19 protein-coding genes are annotated in these 23,955 nt (G+C 69.1%); 8 read left to right on the top strand and 11 right to left on the bottom strand.

Translation table 11 applies throughout. The annotated features are described in order from the left end of the window. Positions 1-63: 63 nt before the first annotated feature. The 8 genes from AZSP09_RS04860 to AZSP09_RS04825 form a co-directional block, all read right to left on the bottom strand. Positions 64-447 (bottom strand): hypothetical protein, encoded by a 384-nt coding sequence (locus AZSP09_RS04860; protein ID WP_014237291.1) that lies wholly within the window; start codon positions 445-447, stop codon positions 64-66. Between the two features lie 96 nt (positions 448-543). Next, positions 544-1,428, bottom strand: a complete 885-nt coding sequence (locus AZSP09_RS04855) for a hypothetical protein (protein ID WP_152089354.1) — start codon at positions 1,426-1,428, stop codon at positions 544-546. A gap of 56 nt (positions 1,429-1,484) precedes the next feature. Next, on the bottom strand, positions 1,485-2,429 hold the full coding sequence (locus AZSP09_RS04850; RefSeq protein ID WP_232058853.1) for an ABC transporter permease: 945 nt from the start codon (positions 2,427-2,429) through the stop codon (positions 1,485-1,487). Continuing rightward, on the bottom strand, positions 2,426-3,394 hold the full coding sequence (locus AZSP09_RS04845; protein ID WP_152089353.1) for an ABC transporter permease: 969 nt from the start codon (positions 3,392-3,394) through the stop codon (positions 2,426-2,428). Before AZSP09_RS04845 ends, AZSP09_RS04850 begins: the two co-directional genes overlap by 4 nt. 47 nt (positions 3,395-3,441) lie before the next feature. Then, a complete protein-coding gene (locus AZSP09_RS04840; RefSeq protein ID WP_152089352.1) occupies positions 3,442-5,004 on the bottom strand; it encodes an ABC transporter substrate-binding protein in 1,563 nt (520 codons plus the stop codon). Between the two features lie 250 nt (positions 5,005-5,254). Next, the gene (gene trmA / locus AZSP09_RS04835) at positions 5,255-6,343 is read right to left on the bottom strand and encodes a tRNA (uridine(54)-C5)-methyltransferase TrmA (RefSeq protein ID WP_152089351.1); all 1,089 of its coding nucleotides are present in this window, start codon (positions 6,341-6,343) and stop codon (positions 5,255-5,257) included. A gap of 172 nt (positions 6,344-6,515) precedes the next feature. After that, a complete protein-coding gene (locus AZSP09_RS04830) occupies positions 6,516-10,334 on the bottom strand; it encodes a response regulator (RefSeq protein WP_152089350.1) in 3,819 nt (1,272 codons plus the stop codon). A gap of 260 nt (positions 10,335-10,594) precedes the next feature. Further along, entirely contained in the window at positions 10,595-11,869 is a 1,275-nt protein-coding gene (locus AZSP09_RS04825; RefSeq protein WP_014237298.1) for an O-acetylhomoserine aminocarboxypropyltransferase/cysteine synthase family protein, read from the bottom strand. A gap of 250 nt (positions 11,870-12,119) precedes the next feature. On the opposite strand from AZSP09_RS04825, the gene AZSP09_RS04820 reads away from it, so the two are divergent. Next, positions 12,120-12,614, top strand: a complete 495-nt coding sequence (locus AZSP09_RS04820) for a CZB domain-containing protein (protein ID WP_014237299.1) — start codon at positions 12,120-12,122, stop codon at positions 12,612-12,614. Here the strand turns inward: AZSP09_RS04820 and AZSP09_RS04815 are convergent. Continuing rightward, positions 12,584-12,862: a hypothetical protein gene (locus AZSP09_RS04815; protein ID WP_043798088.1), complete on the bottom strand. Its 279-nt coding sequence runs from the start codon at positions 12,860-12,862 to the stop codon at positions 12,584-12,586. The genes AZSP09_RS04820 and AZSP09_RS04815 overlap by 31 nt on opposite strands. A gap of 9 nt (positions 12,863-12,871) precedes the next feature. After that, positions 12,872-15,475 (bottom strand): DNA mismatch repair protein MutS, encoded by a 2,604-nt coding sequence (gene mutS / locus AZSP09_RS04810; protein ID WP_152089349.1) that lies wholly within the window; start codon positions 15,473-15,475, stop codon positions 12,872-12,874. A 187-nt stretch (positions 15,476-15,662) separates the two neighbouring features. Here mutS and AZSP09_RS04805 point away from each other — a divergent pair, with 187 nt between their 5' ends. The 7 genes from AZSP09_RS04805 to AZSP09_RS04775 all read left to right on the top strand — a co-directional run bounded on the left by AZSP09_RS04805 (position 15,663) and on the right by AZSP09_RS04775 (position 22,215). After that, on the top strand, positions 15,663-16,100 hold the full coding sequence (locus AZSP09_RS04805; protein WP_152089348.1) for a DUF1924 domain-containing protein: 438 nt from the start codon (positions 15,663-15,665) through the stop codon (positions 16,098-16,100). Continuing rightward, on the top strand, positions 16,097-16,576 hold the full coding sequence (locus tag AZSP09_RS04800) for a Diheme cytochrome c (RefSeq protein ID WP_014237303.1): 480 nt from the start codon (positions 16,097-16,099) through the stop codon (positions 16,574-16,576). The genes AZSP09_RS04805 and AZSP09_RS04800 overlap by 4 nt, the downstream gene beginning before the upstream one ends. 9 nt (positions 16,577-16,585) lie before the next feature. Next, entirely contained in the window at positions 16,586-17,245 is a 660-nt protein-coding gene (locus AZSP09_RS04795; protein WP_152089346.1) for a cytochrome b/b6 domain-containing protein, read from the top strand. A 40-nt stretch (positions 17,246-17,285) separates the two neighbouring features. After that, a complete protein-coding gene (locus tag AZSP09_RS04790; RefSeq protein ID WP_152089345.1) occupies positions 17,286-17,963 on the top strand; it encodes a response regulator transcription factor in 678 nt (225 codons plus the stop codon). Continuing rightward, entirely contained in the window at positions 17,960-19,327 is a 1,368-nt protein-coding gene (locus tag AZSP09_RS20530; RefSeq protein WP_152089344.1) for an ATP-binding protein, read from the top strand. Before AZSP09_RS04790 ends, AZSP09_RS20530 begins: the two co-directional genes overlap by 4 nt. Positions 19,328-19,387: 60 nt before the next feature. Beyond that, entirely contained in the window at positions 19,388-20,650 is a 1,263-nt protein-coding gene (locus AZSP09_RS04780) for an HD-GYP domain-containing protein (RefSeq protein ID WP_014237307.1), read from the top strand. An 86-nt stretch (positions 20,651-20,736) separates the two neighbouring features. Beyond that, positions 20,737-22,215: a hybrid sensor histidine kinase/response regulator gene (locus AZSP09_RS04775; RefSeq protein ID WP_152089343.1), complete on the top strand. Its 1,479-nt coding sequence runs from the start codon at positions 20,737-20,739 to the stop codon at positions 22,213-22,215. An 18-nt stretch (positions 22,216-22,233) separates the two neighbouring features. Here AZSP09_RS04775 and pdxR read toward each other — a convergent pair whose 3' ends face one another. Next, the gene (pdxR, locus tag AZSP09_RS04770) at positions 22,234-23,775 is read right to left on the bottom strand and encodes a MocR-like pyridoxine biosynthesis transcription factor PdxR (protein ID WP_152089342.1); all 1,542 of its coding nucleotides are present in this window, start codon (positions 23,773-23,775) and stop codon (positions 22,234-22,236) included. Positions 23,776-23,955 lie beyond the last annotated feature (180 nt).

Genomic DNA, 23,955 nt, shown 5'->3' with positions numbered 1-23,955 from the left:
CGGCCGTTTTGGCGTCTGCAACCGGCGGCATCACGGCCGCCACGGGATTGCCGGGAGTCGGCCTTACACCTTGACGAACAGGGTCACCAGGGGCTCGTCGCCCACCTGGCAGCTCCAGTGGCCGTGCACCTTGGGATCGAAGGTGGCGCCGGCGGGCAGGGTGTCGGCGGAGTAGAAGTGCTGGCCGGCCTTGAAGTTGCGGCTGCTGCCGTCCTGCAGGCCGATCTTCATTTCGCCGCCGAGCACGAACAGCCATTGTTCTTCGGTGGTGCAGTGGAACTGGCTGCGGAAACCCACCGGGCTCTGGCGGAACTGGCATGCCTTGGCCGGGGTGAGGGCGGAGAGCATGGCCTGGGGCGTGCCTTCGCTGAGGGGCACTTCTTCCTCGCGGAAGCGGGCGTAGCCGTCGTGATCGGTATACAGGGTGACTTTGGTGAAGGTGCTCATGGCTGGCTCCGGCGGAGTGGAGGGTATGGAAAGTGGTTGGGGGAGTAGTGGGAGAGTGGTGGTAGAAGCGAGCGCCGTCCGGCGCGGCGGCTCCGTTCAGCGCTTGGGTCCGTGGAAATAGGGGAGCAGGGCCTTGGCCGCCTCGATGCGCTGCTCGGTGCTGGCGCCGGCGTCGTTCATCACCGCCAGGAGAAAGTCCCGGGGATCGCTGAACTGGCTGCCCAGGCTGGGAGCGGCCAGGGATGCGGCTGTCGCGGCAGGTGCCGTGGAGAATGGCTTGGCTATTGGCTGTGCGGGCGGTTCGGCCAGCGGCTCGTTAGCCACGGCCGCGGCGGACTCCGCCTGCAGTTGCGCCAGGGCCCGCTGGAAATCCGTGGTGCTGATGCTTTTCAGGGCGGCCAGCATGTCCGCCTGCTTGTCGGCGTTGGGGGCCATGGGCAGCCAGGTCTCGTCGGCGAACATGGCGCCCATGGTGGGGTCGATGAAGGCGCTCCAGCCCTCGTTGGCCAGCCGGGCCGGAGGCAGGTGGGGGCAGTCGTTGCCCTCGCCACCGTCGCCCGGGTAGCAGCGCCGGGCGGCGGTGGGCACGTCGGCCAGATACTTGTGTACCAGGGCCTGGAGGAAGGCTTGCAGCGCGGCGACGGGCTGGGGCTCGGCCAGGGACAGCCACAGCTGGTAGCCCGCCGGGCCGCCGACGGCCACGGCCGGGGCCGGTAGTTCCAGTTCCTCGGTGAGGGCCTGGTAGAGGGCGGCGGCCTGGGGCCAGTGGGTGCTGCGGGCAAATTCGATGACCAGGGCCCGGGCGTAGCCTTCCGGGCTGGTCAGGTGCAGGGCGATGGCGGCCTCGCCGGCCGGGCCCCGTTCCAGGTCGGCGGCGTTAAGGCGGCGGGCCGGGGCGGTGACGGCCGCGCCCGGAGGCAGGACGTGGCCGCGCTGTTGGGGCAGGCAGTAGAGGCGTTGCAGTTGGTCGATCAGTCGCATGGCGGATATCGGTTGGAAGGCGGTTGGTGTGCGGGGCCTGGGGCAGGGGGCGATTGTCAGCCCTCCTGCCGGCGCGGGTCCAGCACCGCAGCCAGCCGGTCGGCGGCCAGGGTGATGGCGGTGACCGCCAGGGTCAGTAGCAGCCCCGGATAGAGGCTGATCCAGTACTGGCCCGAGAGCAGGTAGGCAAAGCCGTTGGCGATGAGGCGGCCGAGGGAGGGCTCGGTGGCCGGGGCGCCGAGGCCGAGGAAGGAGAGGGTGGCTTCCAGGGAAATGGCGGCGGCCAGCTGCAGGGGCAGGATCACCAAGAGGGGCGGCAGGCAGTTGGGCAGCAGATGGCGCCACAGCAGGCGGGCGTGGGAGAGGCCCTGCAGGCGGGCGGCGGCCATGTAGTCCTTGCCCGATTCCACCAGGGCGGCGGCCCGGGCGCTGCGGGCGAAATAGGCCCACTGGGAGGCGGCCAGGGCCAGGGCCACCTTGGCCAGGCCCGGGCCGGAGAGGGCCAGCAGGGCCAGGGCGATGAGCAGGGCGGGGAAGGACAGCTGCAGGTCGGCCAGGGCCAGCACCAGCCGCTCCCAGCGGCCGCCGAAGTAGCCGGCAGTGAGGCCCAGGGCGGCCCCCAGGAGGCAGGCCAGGCCGGTGCCGGCGCCCGCCACCAGGAGGCTCAGGCGCAGGCCGTAGACCATGGCTGAGAGCAGATCCCGACCCTGTTCGTCGCTGCCCAGGAGATAGGTGCCGCCGGCTGCGGCGGCGCTGCCCGGGGGCAGGCGGGCGTCCAGGATGTCCAGGGCCGCCGGGTCGTAGGGGTCCTGGGGCGCCAGGAAGGGGCCGGCGAAGGCAGCCAGCAGGGTCAGGGCGAGCAGGAGCAGGGCCAGCTTGCCGGCGGGGTTGGCGGCGAAGCGGGCGATGAAAGTGCTTGAGCGGCACCCCGCGAGGCGGGCCAGAATGCGGGCCGCAATGCCGCCGCCAGCGGAAGTGCAAGCAGGACGGGACTCGCTCATTGCCGCCCCTCCCGCACCCGGGGGTCGAGCCAGCCGTAGAGCAGTTCCACCAGCAGGTTGAGGATCACGAAAAGGGCGGCGGCGAAGAGCAGGTAGGCCACCACCACGGGGCGGTCCAGGGCGTTGATGGCGTCCATCAGCAGCTTGCCCATGCCGGGCCAGCCGAACACCGTCTCGGTGACCACGGCGAAGGCGATCAGGGCCCCCAGTTCCATGCCCAGCACGGTGACCACGGGAATGAGGGTGTTGGGCAGCACATGGCCCGTCACCACCCGGCTTTCCGTCAGGCCCTTGGCCCGGGCGAAGCGCACGTAGTCCTGGGCCAGGGCTTCCTTGCTGCCGGCCCGCACTAGGCGCACCACCAGGGCGGCTTTGTAGAGGGCCAGGTTGAGGGCTGGCAGCAGCAGGTGCTGCCAGCCGTCCAGGGTGAAAATCGACAGGGACAGGCCCAGCACTTCCCGGGTTTCGCCCCGGCCCCCCGGCGGCAGCCATTGCAGTTGCACGGCGAAGACCAGGATCAGCATCAGCCCGACCCAGAAGGCGGGCAGGGCGAAGCCCAGAGTGGAGGCGGCACCGATGAGGCGGCCGGCGAGGGAGGTCGGCCGGAGGCCGGCCCACAGGCCCAGGGGTATGCCGAGCAGCAGGGCCAGGAAGAGGGCGCTGAGGGCCAGTTCCAGGGTGGCCGGCAGGCGTTCCAGAATCAGGGAGAGGGCCGGCACGCCGTGGATGAAGGAGGTGCCCAGGTCGCCCCGGGCGGCGTTGCCGAGGAAGGTCAGGTACTGGCGCCAGAGGGGCTGGTCCAGGCCCAGGGCGGCGATGGTGCGGGCCGTGTCCGCCGGGTCGGCCTGGGGATCCACCAGCAGTTCCACCGGGTTGCCCACCACGTAGAGGGCGGCGAAGACCAGGGCGGAGACCGCCAGCAGGACCCAGGCCCCGTGCAGCAGACGGCGGAGGATGAAGGTCACGGTGCGGGTCTCGTCCGGGGTTGGGGCAGCTCGGTGTGCCTGCCGGCCTAGCGGGGCCGCACCTGGGCGGCGAAGGTGAATTCGTCGATGCGGGCCGGGTAGGTGAGGCCGGCGCGCAGGGCCCAGGTGGCGACCTGATGGTGCAGGGGGATCACCGGCAATTGCTGCATGGCCTGATCCATGGCCGTCTCGGCGGCACGGCTGCGGCGGGCCGGGTCGGTGCTGGCCAGGGCGCTGCGGATGTCCGCATCCATCCTGGCGTCGCTGAAGCGGCCCCAGTTCCAGGCGCCCCAGCCGCTCTTCTCGTCCGGGGTGCCGAGCAGGGTGCGCAGGGCGAAGTCGCCGGAGAGGGAGCCCCAGCCAAGCAGGGCGGCGCTGAAATCGGCATGGCGCAGACGGCCGAAATAGGCGGCCAGGGGCAGGGTTTCCACCTTGGTCTTGACCCCGATGCGGCCGAAGAACTGGGCCAGGGTCTGCAGGATCTGCTCGTCGTTGAGGTAGCGGTTGTTGGGGCCGTGCAGGGTCAGGGCAAAGCCCTGGGGGTAGCCCGCTTCGGCCAGCAGGCGTTTGGCCCCTTCGGGATCGTAGGGCTCCGCCGCCGGCTGCTGGCCGTGGCCGGGAATGCCCGGCGCCACCAGGCGGCTGGCGGGCACGCCGAGGCCGTCCAGGGTGCGGGCGGCGAGGGCCTCCCGGTTGATGGCCCGGGAGAGGGCCTGGCGCACCTTGAGGTCTTTCAGGGGATTCTTTGCCAGGGGCTTGCCGGCCAGGTCGGTGACGAAAGGCGAGGCATCGCGGAAGAGATCCAGTTGCAGGAACAGGGTGCGCCAGGAGACGCGCTGTTCGAGACGGAAGCGTGCGTCCTTTTTCAGCCTGGCCACGTCGGCGCCGGGCACGCCTTCGATCATGTCCACCTGGCCCGCCAGCAGGGCGGCGAGGCGGGCGGCATCCGCCGGCAGGATGCGCAGGGTGAGCGTATCCCACGCGGGCTTCTCGCCCCAGTAGCCGTCGAAGCGGGCCAGCTCCACCGCCTCGCCGCGGCGGAACTTGACCAGGCGGAAGGGGCCGGTGCCCACCAGGGCCTTGCCGCTGTTGAAGTCTTCCGTCGTTGCCTTGGCCGCGGCTTTTTTTGAGACGATGAAAATGGAGGCCAGGTCCAGGGGCAGCGGGCCGTAGGGCTGGGCCGTGGTCAGGCGCAGGGTGTGGGCGTCCACCACCTTCTTGCCGCTGATGGCCCTGGTGAAGCCGGTGAAGGGGCCCGGGCTCTGGGTGAGGCTGGCGGGGCGGTCCAGGGAGAAGACCACGTCCTCCGCCGTGAGGGGGCTGCCGTCGTGGAATTTCACCCCGGGGCGCAGCTTGAATTCCCAGGTGGTGGGATTGATGGCCTGCCAGGACTGGGCCAGGCCGGGCACCAGCTGGCCGTCCTTGTCCACCGCCACCAAGGTCTCGAAGAAGTGGCTGGCCACGGCGATGTTGGGGGCGGCGTTGAGATAGTGGGGGTCCAGGGAGGAAACGTCGGCGGCCAGGCCCACGCTGAGTCCGGCCGCCCGCAGGGCCGGGCTGGCGAGAAGCAGCAGGGGAAGCAGGAGGGACAGCAGCAGACGACGGGCCATGGGGTTTCTTCGCGGAGTGGAGGCGCCAGTCTACCGAGGCCGGCGGCCGGGGGAAAGGATGGCGGCCGGCGGGAGGCTGGCGTGGCGGAAGACGCGCACGGCACTCGCCGGCGCCCAACCCGGGGGCGGATTGCCCCAGGCCGTCGCCCTGGGGCCCAGGCAGGACGGACCTCCTGGCCTGCCGTGCCTGGAGAATGGCGTCCTGCCTGCCTCCCGGGCTACCGATGCTACCGGCGCCAGGGCCCGGGTATCAGCGGCGGCTCAGCAGCAGGCCGCACTCCAGGTGGTCGGTGTAGGGGAACTGGTCGAAGGCGGCAGCGGCGGCGATGCGGTGGGTGTCGTGCAGGGCCGCCACGTTGGCGCGCAGGGTCTCCGGGTTGCAGGAGATGTAGAGGATGTGCTCGAAGCCCCGCACCAGTGCCAGGGTGCCGTCGTCCAGGCCGGCCCGGGGCGGGTCCACGAAGACGGTGGAGAAGCGGTAGCCCTTCAGGTCGATGCCGGCCAGGCGGGTGAATTCCTTGGTGCCGCTGTAGGCTTCGCTGAATTCCTCGGCGGAAATGCGCACCACCTTGACGTTGTCCACCCGGTTGGCTTCCAGGTTGTACTGGGCGGCATGGACCGAGGTCTTGCTCATTTCCGTGGCCAGCACCCGCTCGTAGTGGGGCGCCAGGGCGATGGTGAAATTGCCGTTGCCGCAATACAGCTCCAGCAGGTCGCCGCCCAGGGTGGCGGCCCGGGCACAGGCCCAGGCCAGCATCTGCCGGTTCACCTCGCCGTTGGGCTGGGAGAAGGCGCCCTCGATCTGCTGGTAGCGCAGCTGGCGGCCTTCCAGCTCGAAGCTTTCCTCGACCCAGTCCCGCCCCAGGACCAGCTTCTGTCCCCGGCTGCGGCCGATGAGCTGGATGTCGAGCCGTTGCGCCAGGTCCCGGGCGGCCGCTTCCCACAGGGGGCGCAGGGGCCGCTTGTACACCAGGGTCACCAGCAGCTCGCCGCTCAGGGTGGAGAGGAAGTCCACGCGGAACAGGTAGTCCTTGAGCAGTTCGCTGGCCTGCAGTTCCTCCCGCAGCCGCGGCATCATCTCGCAGATGGTGGCGGAGGCCACGGGGAAGGTTTCCAGGGGCACCGCTTCCCGGGGATTGTCCGGGTTGAACATGGCGTAGGCCACCTGGCCCTCGCGGCGGACGATCTGGAACTCGGCCCGCAGCCGGTAGTGCAGGGGGGCGGAGCGGGCGATGTGGGGTTCGGGCAGGTCGAAGGGGGCGAAGTCGGCCCGGTAGCGGGCGACCTTTTCGGCCAGCAGGGCGTCGTAGGCGGCGGGGTTGATTTTGCGTAGCGGCATGGTCTTGGCAGGGCGGCAGTCACGGCGGGCCGGCGGCATGACAGGGGGCGTGACGGGTGGAGGTTCGGGTCGGGCGGGCCGGCGCAGCCGCAATATACACAACTCGCCGGGCCCTTTCAGGATTTTGTGCCGGGGCGGCGGAAGCGGCCCCGGGAGCGGGCTTGGCGTCGCCCTAGAGCTTCAGTCGGTGGCTTGTCGCCAGGGCCTGCAGCCGGGCCTGGGCCTGGGTGAAGTCGAAGTCGCGCACGGCCCGGGCCAGGGGCGGGAAGTCCTCGCCCAGGGCTGCGTGGAGCAGGGCCTCGTGTTCGTCCAGGAGCTTTTCGCAGGCGAAATCGTCGTTTGCCAGCTGCTGGGCCAGGCGGGCGCAGACTTCCTCCACCTGCATCCAGTTCACCGTGGCCTTGGCCGCCGGCACTTCCTGGGTGGCCAGGACGGCGGCGATGGCGTCCACCAGCGGGGGCAGGCTGTCGGCGATCTTGCCCAGCAGGTCCTGCAGCAGGTCCGGGGGGTCCCGCTGGCGGATGGCGTGCTCCAGCCCTTCGGCCAGGTCGCGCAGGGGCATGGCGCCGATCTGGGCGCTGACGCCCTTGAGGGTGTGGGCCTCCCGTTCGGCCCCGACCCAGTCCCCGGCATCGATGGCCCGGGCCAGCCGTTGCGGGGCGTCGCGCTGGCCGCTGACGAACTTGTCCATGAGGCGCAGGTAGAGGCCTTCCCGGTCCAGGGCCTGGTGCAGGCCCAGGGTCGCATCCAGCCCGGGGATGCCGGCGAAGGGCTGGCGGTCGGCCTTGGCTGGGGCCGCGACCGGCGGCGCCGGCGTGACGGTGCCGGGCAGCGGCGCGGCGGCCTGCGGGGCCACGAGGGGCGCGCCGGGGGCCAGCCACTTGAGCAGCTTGCCCAGCAGGTCCCTCGGGTCCACCGGCTTGGCGATGTGGTCGTTCATGCCCGCCGCCAGGCAGCGTTCCCGGTCCTGCTCCATGGCGTTGGCGGTCATGGCCAGGATGGGCAGGACGGCGGCGGGGAACTGCTTGCGGATTTCCCGGGTGGCGGCGATGCCGTCCATGACCGGCATCTGCATGTCCATCAGGATCACGTCGTAACGCTGCTGGCGCACCTTTTCCAGGGCGCTGGCGCCGTCGTCAGCCACATCCACCACCATGTTGGCGCCGGCCAGGAATTCGCTGGCCACTTCCTGGTTCAGCTGGTTGTCCTCCACCAGCAGCACCCGCAGGCCGGCCAGGGGCGCCAGGTCGGGCAGGGCCTCCGGGTCGGCCGCGCTGTGGGGGCCGTCCTCATGGTCGAGGATGCGCATCACGGTGTTGAACAGCTGGGAAGGACTGACCGGCTTGATGAGGATTTCCTCGATGCCCTGGAGGCCGCTCTCGCCGGCGCTGCGGGCCAGCTCATCGCGGCCGTAGGCGGTGATCATCAGCACCAGGGGCGGCTGGGGCAGCTCCAGGCGGCGGATTTCCCGGGCCGTGGCGAGGCCGTCCATTTCCGGCATCTGCCAGTCGAGGAAGACGATGTCGTAGGGCTCCCCGGCGGCGCTGGCCCGCTGCAGTTCGGCCAGGCAGCGGTTGCCCGAATCGGTGTCCCTGACCTGGAAGCTCATGCTGCGCAGCATGTCGCAGACCACGTCCCGGGCATGGTCGTGGTCGTCCACCACCAGCAGGCGGCGGGTCCGCAGGTCGGGCCGGGGCTGGGCCCGGTGGCGGGCGGTGCTGCTCCGGCCCAGGCGGGCGGTGAACCAGAAGGTGGAGCCCCGGCCCGGCTCGCTCTCGGCCCCCACCTGGCCGCCCATCAGTTCGGCCAGGCGCTTGGCGATGACCAGGCCGAGGCCGGTGCCGCCGTACTTGCGGGTGGTGGAACTGTCGGCCTGCTGGAAACTGTTGAAGAGGGTGGGCAGTTCCCCGGCCTTGATGCCGATGCCCGTGTCGTGCACGGCAAAGCGCAGCAGCACCTCCTGGCCCTGGTCTTCCTCCAGGCCGACGTGGATGGCCACCTCGCCCCGTTCGGTGAATTTCACCGCATTGCTGGCGTAGTTGATCAGCACCTGGCCGATGCGCAGGGGGTCGCCCACCAGGTGGCGCGGCACCTCGTCGGCCATTTCGATGACGAACTCCAGGCCCTTGCTGGTGGCCCGCTCCGACATCAGGCTGGAGACGTCCTCCAGCACTTTCTCCAGGTCGAAGTCGATCTGCTCGATGTGCAGCTTGCCGGCCTCGCTCTTGGAGAAGTCCAGGATGTCGTTGATGATGCCCAGCAGGTGCTGGCTGGAATGCTGGATCTTGCGCAGGTATTCGCGCTGGCGTTCGTCCAGGTCGGTCTTCAGGGCCAGGTGGGTCATGCCGATGACGGCATTCATGGGGGTGCGGATTTCGTGGCTCATGTTGGCCAGGAAGTCGGCCTTGGCCTGGGCCGCCGCTTCGGCCAGGGCTTTGGCCTGGGCCATTTCGGCCAGGATGCGGCGCTCCTCGCCGATGTCTTCCACGGTGCCGGCCATGCCCTTTTCCGGGGCGTTGCGGTCGATCACCTGGGCCATGATGCGGCCCCAGAAGCGGCTGCCGTCCTTGCGTACCAGCTCCAGTTCCTCGCGGAAGTAGCCGTGGCGGGCCAGGCCCTCCCGCACCCGCTCGCCCACGGCGAGGAAGGTGGCCTCGTCCGGGTACCAGATGCGGGTGCTCTGCTCCAGGATTTCCCCCGGCTCGTAGCCGAGGATTTCCTCGATGGTGCGGTTGCAGCGGCGGATGATGCGGTCCCGGGTGAGCACGATACCGATGCGAGTGCCGTCGAAGACCGCCTGCTGCTCCTGGTTGGCGTCCCGCAGGGATTTGGCCAGCTCCACCAGCTCGGCGGTGCGCTCCTCCACCAGCACCTCCAGGTGGTCCCGCTCCCGGCGGATGGTCTCGTTCTGGGCGGCGATGTGCTGCTGCAGCAGGTTGAAGTTCTGCAGCAGCATGCGGATCTCGCCGCTGCCCTGGACCTCCACCGGCTCCAGGGGAATGTGGCCGGCCCCGGTTTCGCCGATCTGGCGGGCGGCCCGTTCCAGGGGGGCCAGGGAGCGGCGCACTCCCAGCCACACCAGCAGGGCCACCAGCAGGGTGATGAGGGCGGCGCCGCTGTAGATGCGCTTAGTGGCCCGTTCCAGGGGGGCGAAGGCTTCCCGGGTGGGCAGGTAGGACACCACCATCCAGTTGGCGGTGGGCACCATGGCGGCGGCGCTGATGATTTCCAAGCCCTTGGAATCCACGGTCTGGCCCGGGCCGGTATAGCCCTTGAGGCGGCGATCCAGCAGGGGATTAATGCCGGGAGCCGGCAGCTTTTCCAAGACCCGGGTGGGGTCGGTGCTGGCGGCGAAGATGCCCTGGTCCAGGGCGTATACGTGGAAGCCGCCGCTCTGGCCGTTATGCACTTCGTCGGTGAGGTGCAGGGGGCTGCCCGGGGCGATCACGTCGGCACCGCAGAGGGCGCCGAGGAAGGTGCCGTCGGCGGCGATGACGGGTACCGCCACCAGCAGCACCGGCTTCTTGGCGAAGCGGCCGAACCAGACCCGGATGGCCGGCTTGCGGGTGTCCCGGATGCTGATGAAATAGCTGCTGTCGTTGTAGGGCGTGCCGACGTGGCCCCGTTGCGGATACTCGGCGGTGCGGATGCCGTTGGCCGCGATGAAGTAGATGTCCCGGGAAAAGATGCGGCTGGCCACCGTCTGCTCATTGAGGAAGGTTTGGATCTGCCGGGGCGAGTTGAGGGACTGGGCAACCAGGTGGCGGGCTAGGCCGTCGATGACGTCCAGGCGCAGCCGCAGCTCCGCTTCCAGGGTGCGGGCGAGGAAGTCGGCGCCGGTCTTCTGCTCCTGGCCGATGAGGACCACCGAATCCCGGCGCAGGGCGTCGGCCACGTAGTAGGCGAGGGAACCCATGCCCAGGGCGAAAATGAGGGCGCAGAAGAGGGCTGCCTTTATCTTCAGGGGCAGGCTTTCGATTTTTCGGCGCATCCGCGTTGCTAAATTGCCCATCCGCACTCCCGCTCAGGCTCGATCCCCGCGTCCCTCCTCTGCTGGGACAGCGGCGGAGGGGTTTGATTCACCCGGCATGGCCGGGCGGGCTTGCCGCCCATGGTTCCAGTGTCAAAAATTCGGGGGCGTCTTGTCAATCGGCATATGCCGAATGCGAGGCGGCGGTTGTCCCGGGGGGCGCCGGGAGCAAAAAAAAAAAGGGGCCTGGGGCCCCGTTTCGTGGTTGCGGCAGGTTTGGCTCAGACGGCGGCCAGGGCCTGTTCCAGGTCGGCGATGAGGTCGTCGATGTGCTCGATGCCGATGGACAGGCGCACCGTATCCACCGTGACGCCGGCCTTGGCCAGTTCTTCCGGGTTGAGCTGGCGGTGGGTGGTGGAGGCCGGGTGGCAGGCGAGGGACTTGGCGTCGCCGATGTTCACCAGGCGGGTGAACAGTTGCAGCGCGTCCTGGAAGCGGGTGCCGCCCTCGATGCCGCCCTCGACGCCGAAGGTGAGGATGCCGGAGGGCTTGCCGCCCAGATACTTCTTGGCCAGGGCGTGGTCCGGGTGGTTTTCCAGGCCGGCGTAGTTCACCCACTTCACCTTCTTGTGGCTCTGCAGGTACTTGGCCACGGCGATGGTGTTGTCGGTGATGCGCTCCATGCGCAGGGCGGCGGTTTCGATGCCCTGCAGGATGAGGAAGGCGTTGAAGGGGCTGATGGCGGCGCCGGTGTTGCGCAGGGGCACGACCCGGGCGCGGCCGATGTAGGCGGCGGGGCCCAGGGCTTCGGTGTACACCACGCCGTGGTAGGAAACGTCGGGCTCGTTGAGGCGCTTGAAGCGGGTCTTGTGCTCGGCCCAGGGGAATTTGCCGCTATCGACGATGATGCCGCCGATGGAGTTGCCGTGACCGCCCAGGTACTTGGTCAGGGAATGCACCACGATATCGGCGCCGAACTCGATGGGGCGCAGCAGGAAGGGGCTGGCCACGGTGTTGTCCACGATCAGCGGAATGCCGTTGCGGTGGGCGATCTCGGCCAGCTTCTCGATGTCGGTGATGTTGCCCAGGGGGTTGCCGATGGTTTCGGCGTAAATGGCCTTGGTCTTGCCGTCGATCAGCTTTTCGAAGGAGGCCGGGTCCCGGTAGTCGGCGAAGCGCACCTGGATGCCCAGCTGGGGGAAGGTGTGGGCGAACAGGTTGTAGGTGCCGCCGTAGAGGGTGGCGGTGGAGACGATGTTGTCGCCGGCTTCGGCGATGGTCTGGATGGCGTAGGTGATGGCAGCCTGGCCGGAAGCCAGGGCCAGGCCGGCGATGCCGCCTTCCAGGGCGGCGACGCGCTTTTCCAGGACGTCCTGGGTGGGGTTCATGATGCGGGTGTAGATGTTGCCCGCCACCTTCAGGTCGAACAGGTCAGCCCCGTGCTGGGTGTTGTCGAAGGCGTAGGAGGTGGTCTGGTAGATCGGTACCGCCGCCGCCTTGGTGGTGGGATCGGGGGAATAACCGGCATGTACGGCCAGGGTTTCGAGCTTCGGCATCAGGAGTCTCCCTTGTTTGGATGATCGGTGGGGCGGCCCCTCGGTGGCCGCCATGACAGTGGATGAGAGTCTAGCACTAAAAAAGCGGTTTTCTAGATCGATTGGGTATATGCAAACTACGAGTTGGTTCCTAGGGACTTTCCCGGGAAGTACCTAGGACGAACCCTGGGGGCGCCGAATATTACTTTCGTTTTATGCGCAAAGGCATAAAATTAAATCAAGCCAACCACTATAAGAAAAGAGGTGTGCCATGCGTCCCCTCGACCTTATCCGAGCCTTCTTCAGCGGTAGTCCCTTCTCCCGGCGGGAACGGGAGGAAGTGCGCAGCCAGATCAACTTCTGCCGCGTGGCGGCCGAATGGACGGCGGTGCGCCGCGAAGTCACCGCCTGGGTGGTGGACGGGCGTACGCCCGGGCCCATGTGGTGCGAGCGCCTGCCCCGGCTGGAAGAACGGCCCCTGGGCCGCTGGATCGCCAGCGGCGCCCGGCGCAACTTCGGCGATCTGGGTTCCTTCTCCGATTTCGCCCGCATCCACCGCCAGGTGTGCGAGGACGTGCGGACCATCGCCCGGGCCCAGGCCCAGGGTGACGAGCAGGAGGCCAGTCGCAGCTTCCACCACGACTTCGAGCCCCACTACCGGGAGTTGCGCAGCTGGCTGGTGCATCTGGCCGACCTGTTCGACGCCGGCTGCGCCCAGGGCATGGAGGAAGAGTTTCAGTTCACCCAGCCGGCGATGATGCGGTAGAGGGCGGCGGGCAGGCCGACGCAGAGCAGGGCGAAGACGGTCAGTTTCAGTTCGGCCCACTGGCCGTCCCAATAGCGACCCTGGAACCAGGCCCACCAGTCGGGGAGGGCGGCCAGCCTCAGGTCTTCGGCAAAGTCGGCAGCGTCGCCGAACATCATGCGCCAGATGTCCCGCAGGGGCGGCACCGACAGGGCCAGGCAGGCCAGCAGCAGCCAGGGATGGTCCACCCAGGGGATGAGGCTCTGCAACACCCGCGCCTAGCTCCGCTGCAAGGTCTTCAGTTCGTACAGCAGGTCCAGGGCCTCTCGCGGCGAGAGGCTGTCCGGATCGATCTCCCCCAGCCGCTCCAGGGCCGGGTGGGCCGGAGCTTCCGGCCCCTCGTCGGGCGCCGGGACGGCGGCGAAGAGATCCGGCTGCAGCGGGTCCACCGCGGCCCGGGTTTCCAGCTGCCGCAGTTCCTTCTTGGCGGCCCGCACCACCGCACTGGGAATGCCGGCCAGGGCCGCCACCTGAATCCCGTAGCTCTGGTTGGCCGGGCCTTCCTCCACGGCGTGGAGGAAGACGATGCGGTCGCCGTGCTCCACCGCGTCCAGATGCACATTGACCAGGGCCGGGTATTCGTGGGCCAGGCGGGTCAGCTCGAAATAGTGGGTGGCGAAGAGGGTCAGGCTGCGGTTCTTCTCCAGCAGGTGGCGCAGGATGGCCATGGCCAGGGCCATGCCGTCGAAGGTGGAGGTGCCCCGGCCCACCTCGTCCATCAAGACAAGACTTTGTTCCGTGGCGTTGTGCAGGATGGCGGCGGACTCGGTCATTTCCACCATGAAGGTGGAGCGGCCCGAAGCCAGATCGTCGGAGGCGCCGATGCGGGTGAAGATCTGGTCCATGGGGCCCAGCCGGGCCGCCTTGGCCGGCACGTAGCAGCCGACGTGGGCGAGCAGGGCGATCAGCGCCGTCTGCCGCATGTAGGTGGATTTACCGCCCATGTTGGGGCCGGTGATGAGCAGCAGGCGGCGTTCAGCTTCTTCGCTTTCTCCCAGGTCCAGGTCGTTGGGGATGAAGGTGTCGCCCTGGGCCTGCAGTTCGTTTTCCACCACCGGGTGGCGGCCCGCTTCCAGCCACAGGCCGGGCCGGTCGGTGAATTCGGGGCGGCACCAGTTGCGGGCCACGGCGGTGTCGGCGAAGGAGGCCAGCATGTCCAGCTGGGCCAGGGCCCGGGCTACCGCCTGCAGCTGCGGCACCACCGGCTGCAACTGATCCAGCACCTGCTCGTAGAGCCACTTCTCCCGCGCCAGGGCCCGGTCCTGGGCGGAGAGGGCCTTGTCCTCGAAGGCCTTCAGTTCCGGGGTGATGTAGCGTTCGGCGTTCTTCAGGGTCTGGCGCCGGCGGTAGTCGTCCGGCACCTTGTCGGCGTTGGCGTGGGTGACTTCGATGTAGAAGCCGTGCACCCGGTTGTATTCCACCTTGAGGGTGGCGATGCCGGTGCGTTCCTTCTCCCGGGCTTCCAGGTCCACCAGGAAGGCGCCGCAGTTGTCGTTGAGGGCCCGCAGCTCGTCCAGCTCGGCATCGAAGCCGGTGGCCATGACGCCGCCGTCCCGAACCATGGCCGCCGGTTCCTGGGCGATGGCGCGCATGAGCAGGTCGATGGCCTCCACCGGTGCTTCCAGCTGGCCCCACAGCTCACCCAGCAAGGGCGAGGGATGGCCTGCCAGGGGGCGGCGCAGTTCCTCCAGGCAGGCGAGGGAGTCGCGCAGGCTGGAGAGGTCCCGGGGGCGGGCGTTGCGCAGGGCGATGCGGCCGGCGATGCGTTCCACGTCGGCAAAGCCCTTCAGGCCAGAACGCAGATAGCCGGCCAGGGCCAGATGGTCTGCCATGAGGGCGCCGATGGCATCGATGCGGGCCGCCGGCACCGCCCGGTCGCGCCGGGGGTGGTGCAGGGCGTGGCGCAGGTAACGGGCGCCCATGGCGGTGATGCAGGAATCCAGCAGGGAGAAGAGGGTGGGGGAGGCTTCGCCCCGCAGGGTCTCGGTCAGCTCCAGATTGCGGCGGGTGGCGGCATCCAGCCCCAGGTAGGCGGACTCCCGCTCCACCATAAGGCCCTGGACGTGGGGCAGGGCCTGGGTCTGGGTGGCCTGGGCGTACTGCAGCAGGGCCCCGGCGGCCCCCAGGGCCGGGCGCAGGTCTTCGGCGGCGAAGGCGGTGAGGCTCTGCACCTTGAAGTGCTCCAGCAGCAGGCGCTTGGCCGCTTCGGCGTCGAAATGCCAGTCGGGGCGGCGGGTGGTGGCGGCGCTGATGTTCACTTCCGGCACCAGGGAGTCGGGCAGCAGCACTTCGGCCGGGCGGATGCGTTCCAGGGTGGCGGCCAGCTTTTCCGTGGCCACTTCGCTGACGCGGAATTCGCCGCTGGCCAGGTTGAGCCAGGCCAGGCCCCAGACGCCGCGGCCGCCGGTCAGGGCCATGAGCAGGGTGTCCCGCTTCTCGTCCAGCAGGGCGGCGTCGGTCAGGGTGCCGGGGGTGACGATGCGGGAGACGGCCCGCTCCACCGGGCCCTTGCTGGTGGCCGGGTCCCCCACCTGTTCGCAGATGACCACGGATTCGCCCATCTTCACCAGCTTGGCCAGGTACTGCTCCACGGCGTGGTAGGGCACCCCGGCCATCTTGATGGGCAGGCCGGCGGACTGGCCCCGGGTGGTGAGGGTGATGTCCAGCAGGCGGGCGGCCTTTTCCGCATCCTCGAAGAACAGCTCGTAGAAGTCCCCCATGCGGTAGAAGAGCAGGGTGCCCGGATGCTGCTGCTTAAGTGCTAAGTACTGCACCATCATCGGGGTGTGGCCGGAGGGATCGCTGTTCTTCTTGGTTGCCATGGGCTTCGAAAAAATGGATGGGCGCGGCAGGGGCCGCCGAAGGGGCGGATTATCCCGTGTCTGGCGGCGGGGGGGAAGGTCGGGGGGAGAAGTCTGGCCGAATTTCCCTCGGGGCGTGAGGGGGACTTAAGGTTGGCTTAATCCTGGCTGCCAATACTGGCTCCCGTATTCACTTTGGGAGACCCAAATGTATTTCCCCAGACCCCTGGCCATGGGCGTCGCCCTGGCGCTCCTGGCCGGCAGCACCCTGGCCGCATCGCCCACCTCTCCTGCCGAACTGCAGGCCGCCTGGCTGGCGGAGGCCCGGCAGTCCAATCCCGCCTTGCGCGCCTTTTCCGCCGAGCGGGGCCGCAGCTTCTTCAGCACTACCCATGGCAGCGACTGGAGTTGCGCTTCCTGCCATACCAACAACCCGGGCCAGGGCGGCGCCCATGCGGTGACCCGCAAGCTGATCGAGCCCCTGGCCCCGGCCGCCAATCCCCGTCGTTTCAGCGATGCCGCCAAGGTGGACAAATGGTTCGGCCGCAACTGCAAGGATGTACTGGGCCGGGCCTGCACGCCCGAAGAGAAGGGCGACCTGCTGGCCTATCTGCTGACCGTGAAGCCCTGGGGAGCCATGCCATGAAAACACTACAGAGCCTGTCCCTGGCAACGCTGTTGCTGGCCGGCGGCGCCTGGGCCGGCGACCATCGTTATGCCCTGTCCCCTACCTACGCGGCGGAGTGCGGCAGTTGCCACGTCGCCTATCCGCCGGCATTGATGGACGCTGCCGGCTGGAAGGTGACCCTGCAGCAGCTGGAGCGCCATTTCGGCAGCGACGCCAGCCTGGAGCCCCAGGCCCAGCGGGAGATCGCCAGCCTGCTGCAAGCCCAGGCCAGCACCCGCAGCGCCCATGAGGGCAAGGGGGCGGCGCCGCGCCTGACCACCACCGCCTGGTTCCAGCGCAAGCATCGGCCCGAGGAGCTGCGCGGCTACCCGCTGCCCAAGGTGCCGGCCGGCGCCAGGGCCACGCCCATGGCCCAGTGCCAGCAATGCCATCGCCGGGCCGAACAGGGCGATTTCGGCGAAGGCTCCCTGCAGCCGGCCGATGGCCGTCGATGAGGAACCGCCATGACTTCCCATGAGCAACAACGCTTTATCGCTGCCAACGCGTCGGATTCCTCCCCCCGAAAAATCCTGGTGTGGGATATGCCGGTGCGCCTGTTCCACTGGAGCCTGGCCCTGGCCTTCACCACGGCCTTCATCACCAGCGAGTCGGAACGCTGGCAGCTGATTCACATCGCCAGCGGCTACGTGGTGGCGGCCCTGATTGTCTTCCGCCTTCTGTGGGGGCTGGTGGGCAGCCGTTACGCCCGCTTCAGCCAGTTCGTCCGGGGCCAGGCGGCGATCCGCGAGTATTTGCTCGGCATGCTGCGCTTGCGCCCGCCGCACTACACCGGCCACAATCCCGCCGGCGCCCTGGCCGTGCTGGCGCTCCTGGGTCTGGGCCTGCTGACGGCCGCCACCGGCTGGATGACTTTCAACGAGGTGGCCGGGGACTGGCTGGAAGATATCCATGAAGGCGTGGCCTCCGCCATGCTGGGGCTGGTCTTCGTTCATGTGGCAGCCGTGCTGTGGAGCAGTCTGCTGCACCGGGAAAACCTGGTGGCCGCCATGTGGCACGGTTACAAGCAGGGCCGGCCGGAAGACGGCATTGCCCGCCGTCACCTGCCGGTGGCCGTGGGGCTGCTGGCCCTGATCGGCGGCGCCATTGCCCTGGCGCTGGCGTGATTGGATAGGGCGCACACCATAAAGAGGTCCGGCAGCAATCATGCGAATTCTCATCGTGGAAGACGACCAGGCCCTGGGGGAAGGCATCCAGATGGGCCTGCGCCAGGGCGGCTGGCAGGCCGACTGGGTACAGGATGGCGAGGCTGCCGGCCACGCCCTGGCCAGCGAGCCCTTTGCCGCCCTGGTGCTCGACCTGGGGCTGCCCAAAGTGTCCGGCCTGGAGGTGCTGCGCCAGCTGCGGGCCCGGGGCGATGCCATGCCGGTGCTGATCCTCACCGCCCGGGATGCGCCGGATGACGTGGTGGCCGGCCTCGATGCCGGGGCCGACGACTACATGATCAAGCCCTTCAACCTGCAGGAACTGGGCGCCCGCCTGCGGGCCCTGACCCGCCGCCGCGGCGGCCGCGCCGTGCCGGAAATCGTCCATGGCAATCTGCGCCTGGACCCGGCCGGGCGGCGGGTGACCCTGGCGGGACAGGAGGTGGAACTGTCGGCCCGGGAATTCGACCTGCTGCACGAACTGCTGGCCCAGGCCGGCCGGGTGCTGACCAAGGCCCAGATCGAATCCCATCTCTATGCCTGGGGCAGCGAGCTGGAATCCAATGCCATCGAGGTGCACATCCATCACCTGCGGCGCAAGCTGGGGGCCGACCTGATCCGCACCGTGCGCGGCGTCGGCTACCTGATCCCCGAAGCAGGCCGGAGCCCGGCGCCATGATGCGCACCTATTCCCTGCGCCTGCGCATTCTCTTCGGCATCCTGGCCGCCGTCGCCCTGGTGTGGAGCGTGGTCGGCATCATCGCCTACCGGGAGGCCCGGCACGAGGCCGAAGAACTGCTCGATGCCCACCTGGCCCAATCGGCCACCCTGCTGTTCGCCTTTCTCGGCGACGAGGCCGACGACATCGGCGAGCGCCTGCCCCGGCATCGCTACGACAAGAAGGTGGCCTTCCAGGTGTGGGATGGCGAGCGTCTGCTGACCCGCTCCTCCAGGGCGCCCGACAGCCGTCTGTCGCCGCGGGAGGAGGGCTTTTCCGATGTGCATATCGACGGCAAGGCGTGGCGCGTCTTCAGCGTGCGCGATGCCCGCCGCCACTACCTGATCCAGGTCGCCGACGCGGCCGAAAGCCGGGCGGAGATCAGCAACGAGGTGGCCAGCCATCTGCTACAGACCATGGGCGTCGGCCTGCCGGTGCTGGGCCTGGTGCTCGGCATTTTCGTCCTGCTGGCATTCCGCCCCCTGTCCCGTCTCGCCGATTCCATCGGCGCCCAGGCGCCCCAGCGCCTCCAGCCCATATCCCTGGCCGAGGCCCCGCGGGAAGTGGTGCCGATTCTGGAACGTCTCAACCGTTTGTTCGAACAGGTCCGGCGTGCCCAGGACGATGAGCGCCGTTTCACCGCCGATGCGGCCCACGAATTGCGCACGCCCCTGGCCGTTTTGCAGACCCATGCGGAAGTGGCCCAGGCCGCCGGCGACGACGCAACCCGGCAGCGGGCCCTGGCCCATCTGGTCAGCGGCAGTCGCCGGGCGGCGCGGCTGGTGGATCAGCTGCTGACCCTGGCGCGGCTGGACGCCCAGGCCGAATTGCCGGACCAGGAAGCCTGCCCCCTGCGCCGCCTGGCGGTGGAAACCGTGGCCTCCCTGGCCCCGGCCGGCTTCGACAAGGGGGTGGAGCTGGAGGTGGAAGAGGGGCCGGAAATCAGCGTCACCGGTTCGCCCCTGCTGCTGCAGGTGCTGCTGCGCAACCTGCTGGACAACGCCATCCGCCATACGCCCGCCGGTGGCCGGGTGCTGGTCTGCTGCCAGGCCCAGGGAGACGGCGGCGCTGATGCCGTCCTGCATGTGCGCGACAGCGGCCCGGGCATTCCCGCGGAGCAGCGCCAGGAGGCCCTGGCCCGCTTCCGCCGGCTTGATCCGGGCGCCGGTGACGGCCACGGCCTGGGCCTCTCCATTGTCACGCGGATCGCCGAACTGCATGGCGCCCGCCTCAGCCTGGGAGCTGCCGCCGATCTGGGGGGACTGGACGTGGCGATTGCTTTCCCGGGCCGTGCCCGGCAGCCGTCTCCTCCCCTGGGTGATTGACTAGCTGACTTGAAGCAGTGCGTCGTGCACACTGAGTGGTCCCATCCCATTCCCGCAAGGATGACTGTGAATACCTCGCCCATTGCTGCCTCCTACATCGATGTGGACCTGCGCCAGGTCATCTACGCCCTTTCCGACGCCCTCGACCTGGTGGGCATCGACGACGTGGCCCACGGCAAGCGGGTGGGCATCATGGCGGCGGCCTGCGCCCGGGTCATGGGGCTGGACCGGGGCGACACCACCTTTCTCTTCGACCTGGGGCTGCTGCACGACATCGGCGTTTCCTCCACCCGCACCCACAACCATCTGGTCAGCGAATTCGACTGGCAGATGTCCCAGGAACACTGCAACGTGGGCTGCGAGCTGCTGCGGGACTTCGGGCCCCTGGCCGCCATGGCCGAGCCGGTGCATTACCACCACACCCACTGGCAGGACCTGCAGGGGCGGGCCGACGTCTCCCGCCAGGTGGCCGAACAGGCCAACCTGATCTTCCTGGTGGACCGGGTGGATGCCCTGACCGCGCCCTACTACAGCAGCGGCAACGTGCTCATGCAGGCGCCGGCCATCCGCCAGAAAATCCGCGACAGCGCTGGCACCTTCTTCGCCCCCGAACTGGTGGAAGCCTTTCTCCAGGCCTCTGCCGCCGAGGCCTTCTGGCTGCGCCTGGAGCCCCGGGGCATCCAGTCCGCCCTGGAGGACATGCTGGCCCAGGGCCAGCCCTGCCGCGCCTCCCTGGCCCAGCTGAAGCAGCTGGCCGGCATCTTCTCCCGCATCGTCGATGCCAAGAGCCCCTTCACTGCCGAACATTCCCTCGGCGTCGCCCGTCTGGCCCGGCATCTGGCCGAGGCCATGGGGGTGCCCCAGGCCAACTGCGAGCGCCTGGAAATCGCCGGCCTGCTGCACGACCTGGGCAAGCTGCGGGTGCCCGACGAGGTGCTGGACAAGCCGGGCCAGCTCGACGAGCGGGAACGCAAGATGATCAACGCCCACAGCTTCGAGACCTATCAGATCCTGCACCGCATCCGGGGCTTCGAGGAAATCGCCGCCTGGGCCTCCTATCACCACGAGGAGCCGGACGGCAGCGGCTACCCCTTCCACCTGACCGTGGACGCCATGTCCCGGGAGGCCCGCATCCTGCGGGTGGCGGACATTTTCCAGGCCATGGCCCAGGACCGTCCCTACCGGGCCGGACTCTCGGCCGATGCCGTGCTGCAGTTCCTCCAGGAACTGGCGCACCAGGGTCGCATCGATGCCGAGGTGGTGGCGGTGGCGGCCCGGGACATGGCGGCCGCCATGCGGGCGGCCCGGCCTGCCGCCGCCTGATGCCGTCGGAGAGCGGCTCCGGTGCTTGGCCCGAAGGGGCCGGGAATGCGACCATGGCGCCATTGCGGCGTCGTTAGAAAAGGTGAATGACGATGGATGTGGTCTATCTGGTCTACGGCCTGGCCTTCCTCCTCATGGGCGTGGTCATCGTCGTCCGCTACGACCACCGCAGCCATCTGCAGCTGTCCCGCATCCTGTGGATGCTGGCGGCCTTCGCTTTCGTTCACGGCTTCCTCGAATGGACCGACCTGTGGCGCGAAGTGCGGGGCGACGTGCCCTGGCTGGCCGCGACGCGCCCCTTCCTGCTGCTGCTTTCCTACCTTTTCCTGTTCGAGTTCGGCCGCAACCTGGTACTGGCCTCCCTCGCCCCATCGCCCTGGCAGGCCCGCGTACGCTGGCTCCTGGGACCCTGGCTGTATTTCCCCATGCTCCTGGGCGTCGCTCTCGGCGCCGGCCTCAGCGCCGCGCCGCTCCTGGGCATGACCATCTGGTCCCGCTACCTGGGCGGCTTTCCCGCCAGCCTGCTGACCGGCATCGGCTTCTACCTCTACTGCCGGCAGGTCCTGCTGGAGACCATGCCGGCAGCGGAGCAGCGCTCCATCCGCCTGGCCAGCAATGTGGCGGCCGGGGCCTTCATCCTCCATGCCGTGCTGGGGGGCATCGTGGTGCCCCGGGCCGACTGGTTCCCGCCGTCCCTCATCAACCAGCAGACCTTCCTCGAACTGTTCCACGTCCCGGTGCAACTGCTGCGGGCGGCCTGCGCCGTGCTGGTGGCCCTGGCGGTGATGGGCCTGCTGAAGATATTCCAGCTGGAGAGCCTGCAGCGGCTGCAGGATGCCCTGGCGTCGGCGGAGCAGGCGAGCCGGGCCAAATCCGAGTTCGTCGCCAACATGAGCCACGAGCTGCGCACCCCCATGAACGGCGTCCTCGGCATGGCCCAGGTGCTGCGGGAAACGCCCCTGGACGAGGAGCAACGGGAATACGTGGAGGTCATCAACAGCAGCGGCGAATCCCTGCTGGCCATCATCAACGACATCCTGGACCTGTCGAAGATCGAAGCCGGCCGGCTCGACCTGGAGAGCCGGGACTTCGACCTGGGGCAGCAGCTGGCCCAGGTGATGGAACTGTTCGCGCCCCAGGTGCGGAGCAAGCGCCTGGAGATGCACCTGCATGTGGAGCCGGACGTGCCCCTCAAGCTGCGCGGCGATCCGGGGCGGTTGCGCCAGATCCTGGTCAATCTGGCGGCCAATGCGCTCAAGTTCACCGCCCGGGGCGAGATCACCCTCTCGGTGTGGCGGGAAGGGGAGAGCGGCGGCAACGTCATCCTGCGCTTCGCCGTCAGCGACACGGGCATCGGCATCCCGGCGGAAAAGATTCCCCAGCTGTTCGCCCCCTTCACCCAGGTGGACGGTTCCATCGCCCGCAAGTTCGGCGGCACCGGCCTGGGGCTTTCCATCAGCAAGCACCTGGTGGAAATGATGGGCGGCTGCATCGGCATCAACAGCCAGGCCGGCCAGGGCGCCACCTTCTGGTTCACCGTGGTGCTGGCCCGGGGCGAGGCCTAGGCCTGCACCGCCACCGTTTCAGCCGGCGTCCGGATAGAGCCCGCGCAGGGTGCGTACGGCGGCCCGGATCGCTTCCGACCGGGTGTTGCCGAAGCCCATCAGCAATCCCCGTGAGGCGCCGGCCCCGGGCCCGACCCGGTAGGCCGACAGGGGCGTGACGCCGATGCGGTGGGCGCGGGCGGCGGCGGCCAGGGCCAGGTCGTCCACCCGCCCGGGCAGATGGGCCAGCAGGTGCAGCCCGGTGGCCGCATGGGTGACGGAAAACCGCGCTTCTCCGGCTTCCCTGAGGGCATCGAGCAGGGCGGCCCGCCGCTCTCCGTAAAGGGCCCGGGTGCGGCGGATGTGGGCGCCCAGATGGCCGTTGCCGATGAATTCGGCCGCCGTGGCCTGGATCGAGGCGGGTACCCGGTGGTCGGTGCCGTTGCGCACCGTCTGCAGCACCTCCACCAGTTCGTCGGGCACCACCAGATAGCCCAGCCGCAGGCCCGGGGCGAGCAGCTTGCTCAGGGTGCCGATGTAGATGACCCGGCCGTTGCGCGCATCCAGGGCCTTCAGCGCCGGGGTCGGCGCCCCTTCGTGGCGGAACTCGCTGTCGTAATCGTCTTCCAGGATGAAGGCGTTGGCCTCCTCGGCCCATTGCAGCAGGGCCAGACGGCGCTCCAGGCTCATGGTGACGCCCAGGGGATACTGGTGGGAGGGCGAGACCAGGGCCAGCCGCGCCTCCGGCGCCCGCCGGCGGCCGTCCTCCACGTCCAGGCCCGCATCATCCACCCGGATGCCCACCGCGGTGACGCCGGAGAGGACCAGGCTGCGGTAGGCGGCGTCGTAGCCGGGGTTTTCCACCCACACCGAATCCCCCGCATCGGTCAGGGCCAGGGCGGCGATGGCGATGGCTGCCTGGGCGCCGGGGGCGATGATGATGTTGTGCGGGCGGCAGACCACGCCCCGGGCGGCGCCCAGGTATTCGGCCAGGGCCACCCGCAGGGCCAGCAGCCCCTGGGGCTCGCCGTAGGACAGGTCGGGGGCCGGATGGCGGCGCCAGAAGCGGCCGTCGAGGCGGCCCCAGAGGGCGTAGGGAAAGGCATCCAGGGCCGGCAGGCCCGGCGTCAGGGGCCAGGCGGCCTGGGCCATGGACATGGAGTCGGGGCCGCGCAGACAGCGGGCGCGCTGGGAACCCGGCGTGCTTGCGGGGGCTGCCGCCGGCCGCCGTGGGACAGTGTTCCTGGCGGAAGCGGCAGACGCGATCGAAGCGCTGCCCCCAGGAGCCGGTGCCCGGACCGGGCCGGTGGCGTGGGCGGCCACATAGGTCCCCGATCCCTGGCGCGCCTCGAGAAAGCCTTCGGCGATCAGCTGCTCGTAGGCGCCGGAGACGGTGATCCGGGACAGCTTCAGTTCCGCCGCCAGCACCCGGGAGGCGGGCAGGCGGATGCCGGCCTGCAGGGTGCCGTCCGCCACCCCCTGGCGGAAAAAGCGAACCAGCTGCTCGCGCATGGACAGCCGGCTGCCCGCTTCCGGGGCGAAGCGGTTCCAGATCGGGTAGGCGGTGGCGCGGGTTCTCATGGGCGGCTTTACGGATCGGGTTGAGGGAAGGGGTGGCTCGGTCAAGCGAACCGGCGGAAATGGTGCCAATCGAGGTCGGAACGGCATCACCAGATGTTTTCGGCGCCGCCGGAACCTGGACGCTCAATGGCAAAGTGGTCTTATTAATTATCAAAAGTGGCAATTTATACAAGGCCATTT

Source organism: Azospira sp. I09, from assembly GCF_009177135.1.
GTDB lineage: Bacteria > Pseudomonadota > Gammaproteobacteria > Burkholderiales > Rhodocyclaceae > Azospira > Azospira oryzae.
Note: the sequence above shows the minus strand (reverse complement) of the source record. Positions and strands in the feature narration are given on the sequence as shown.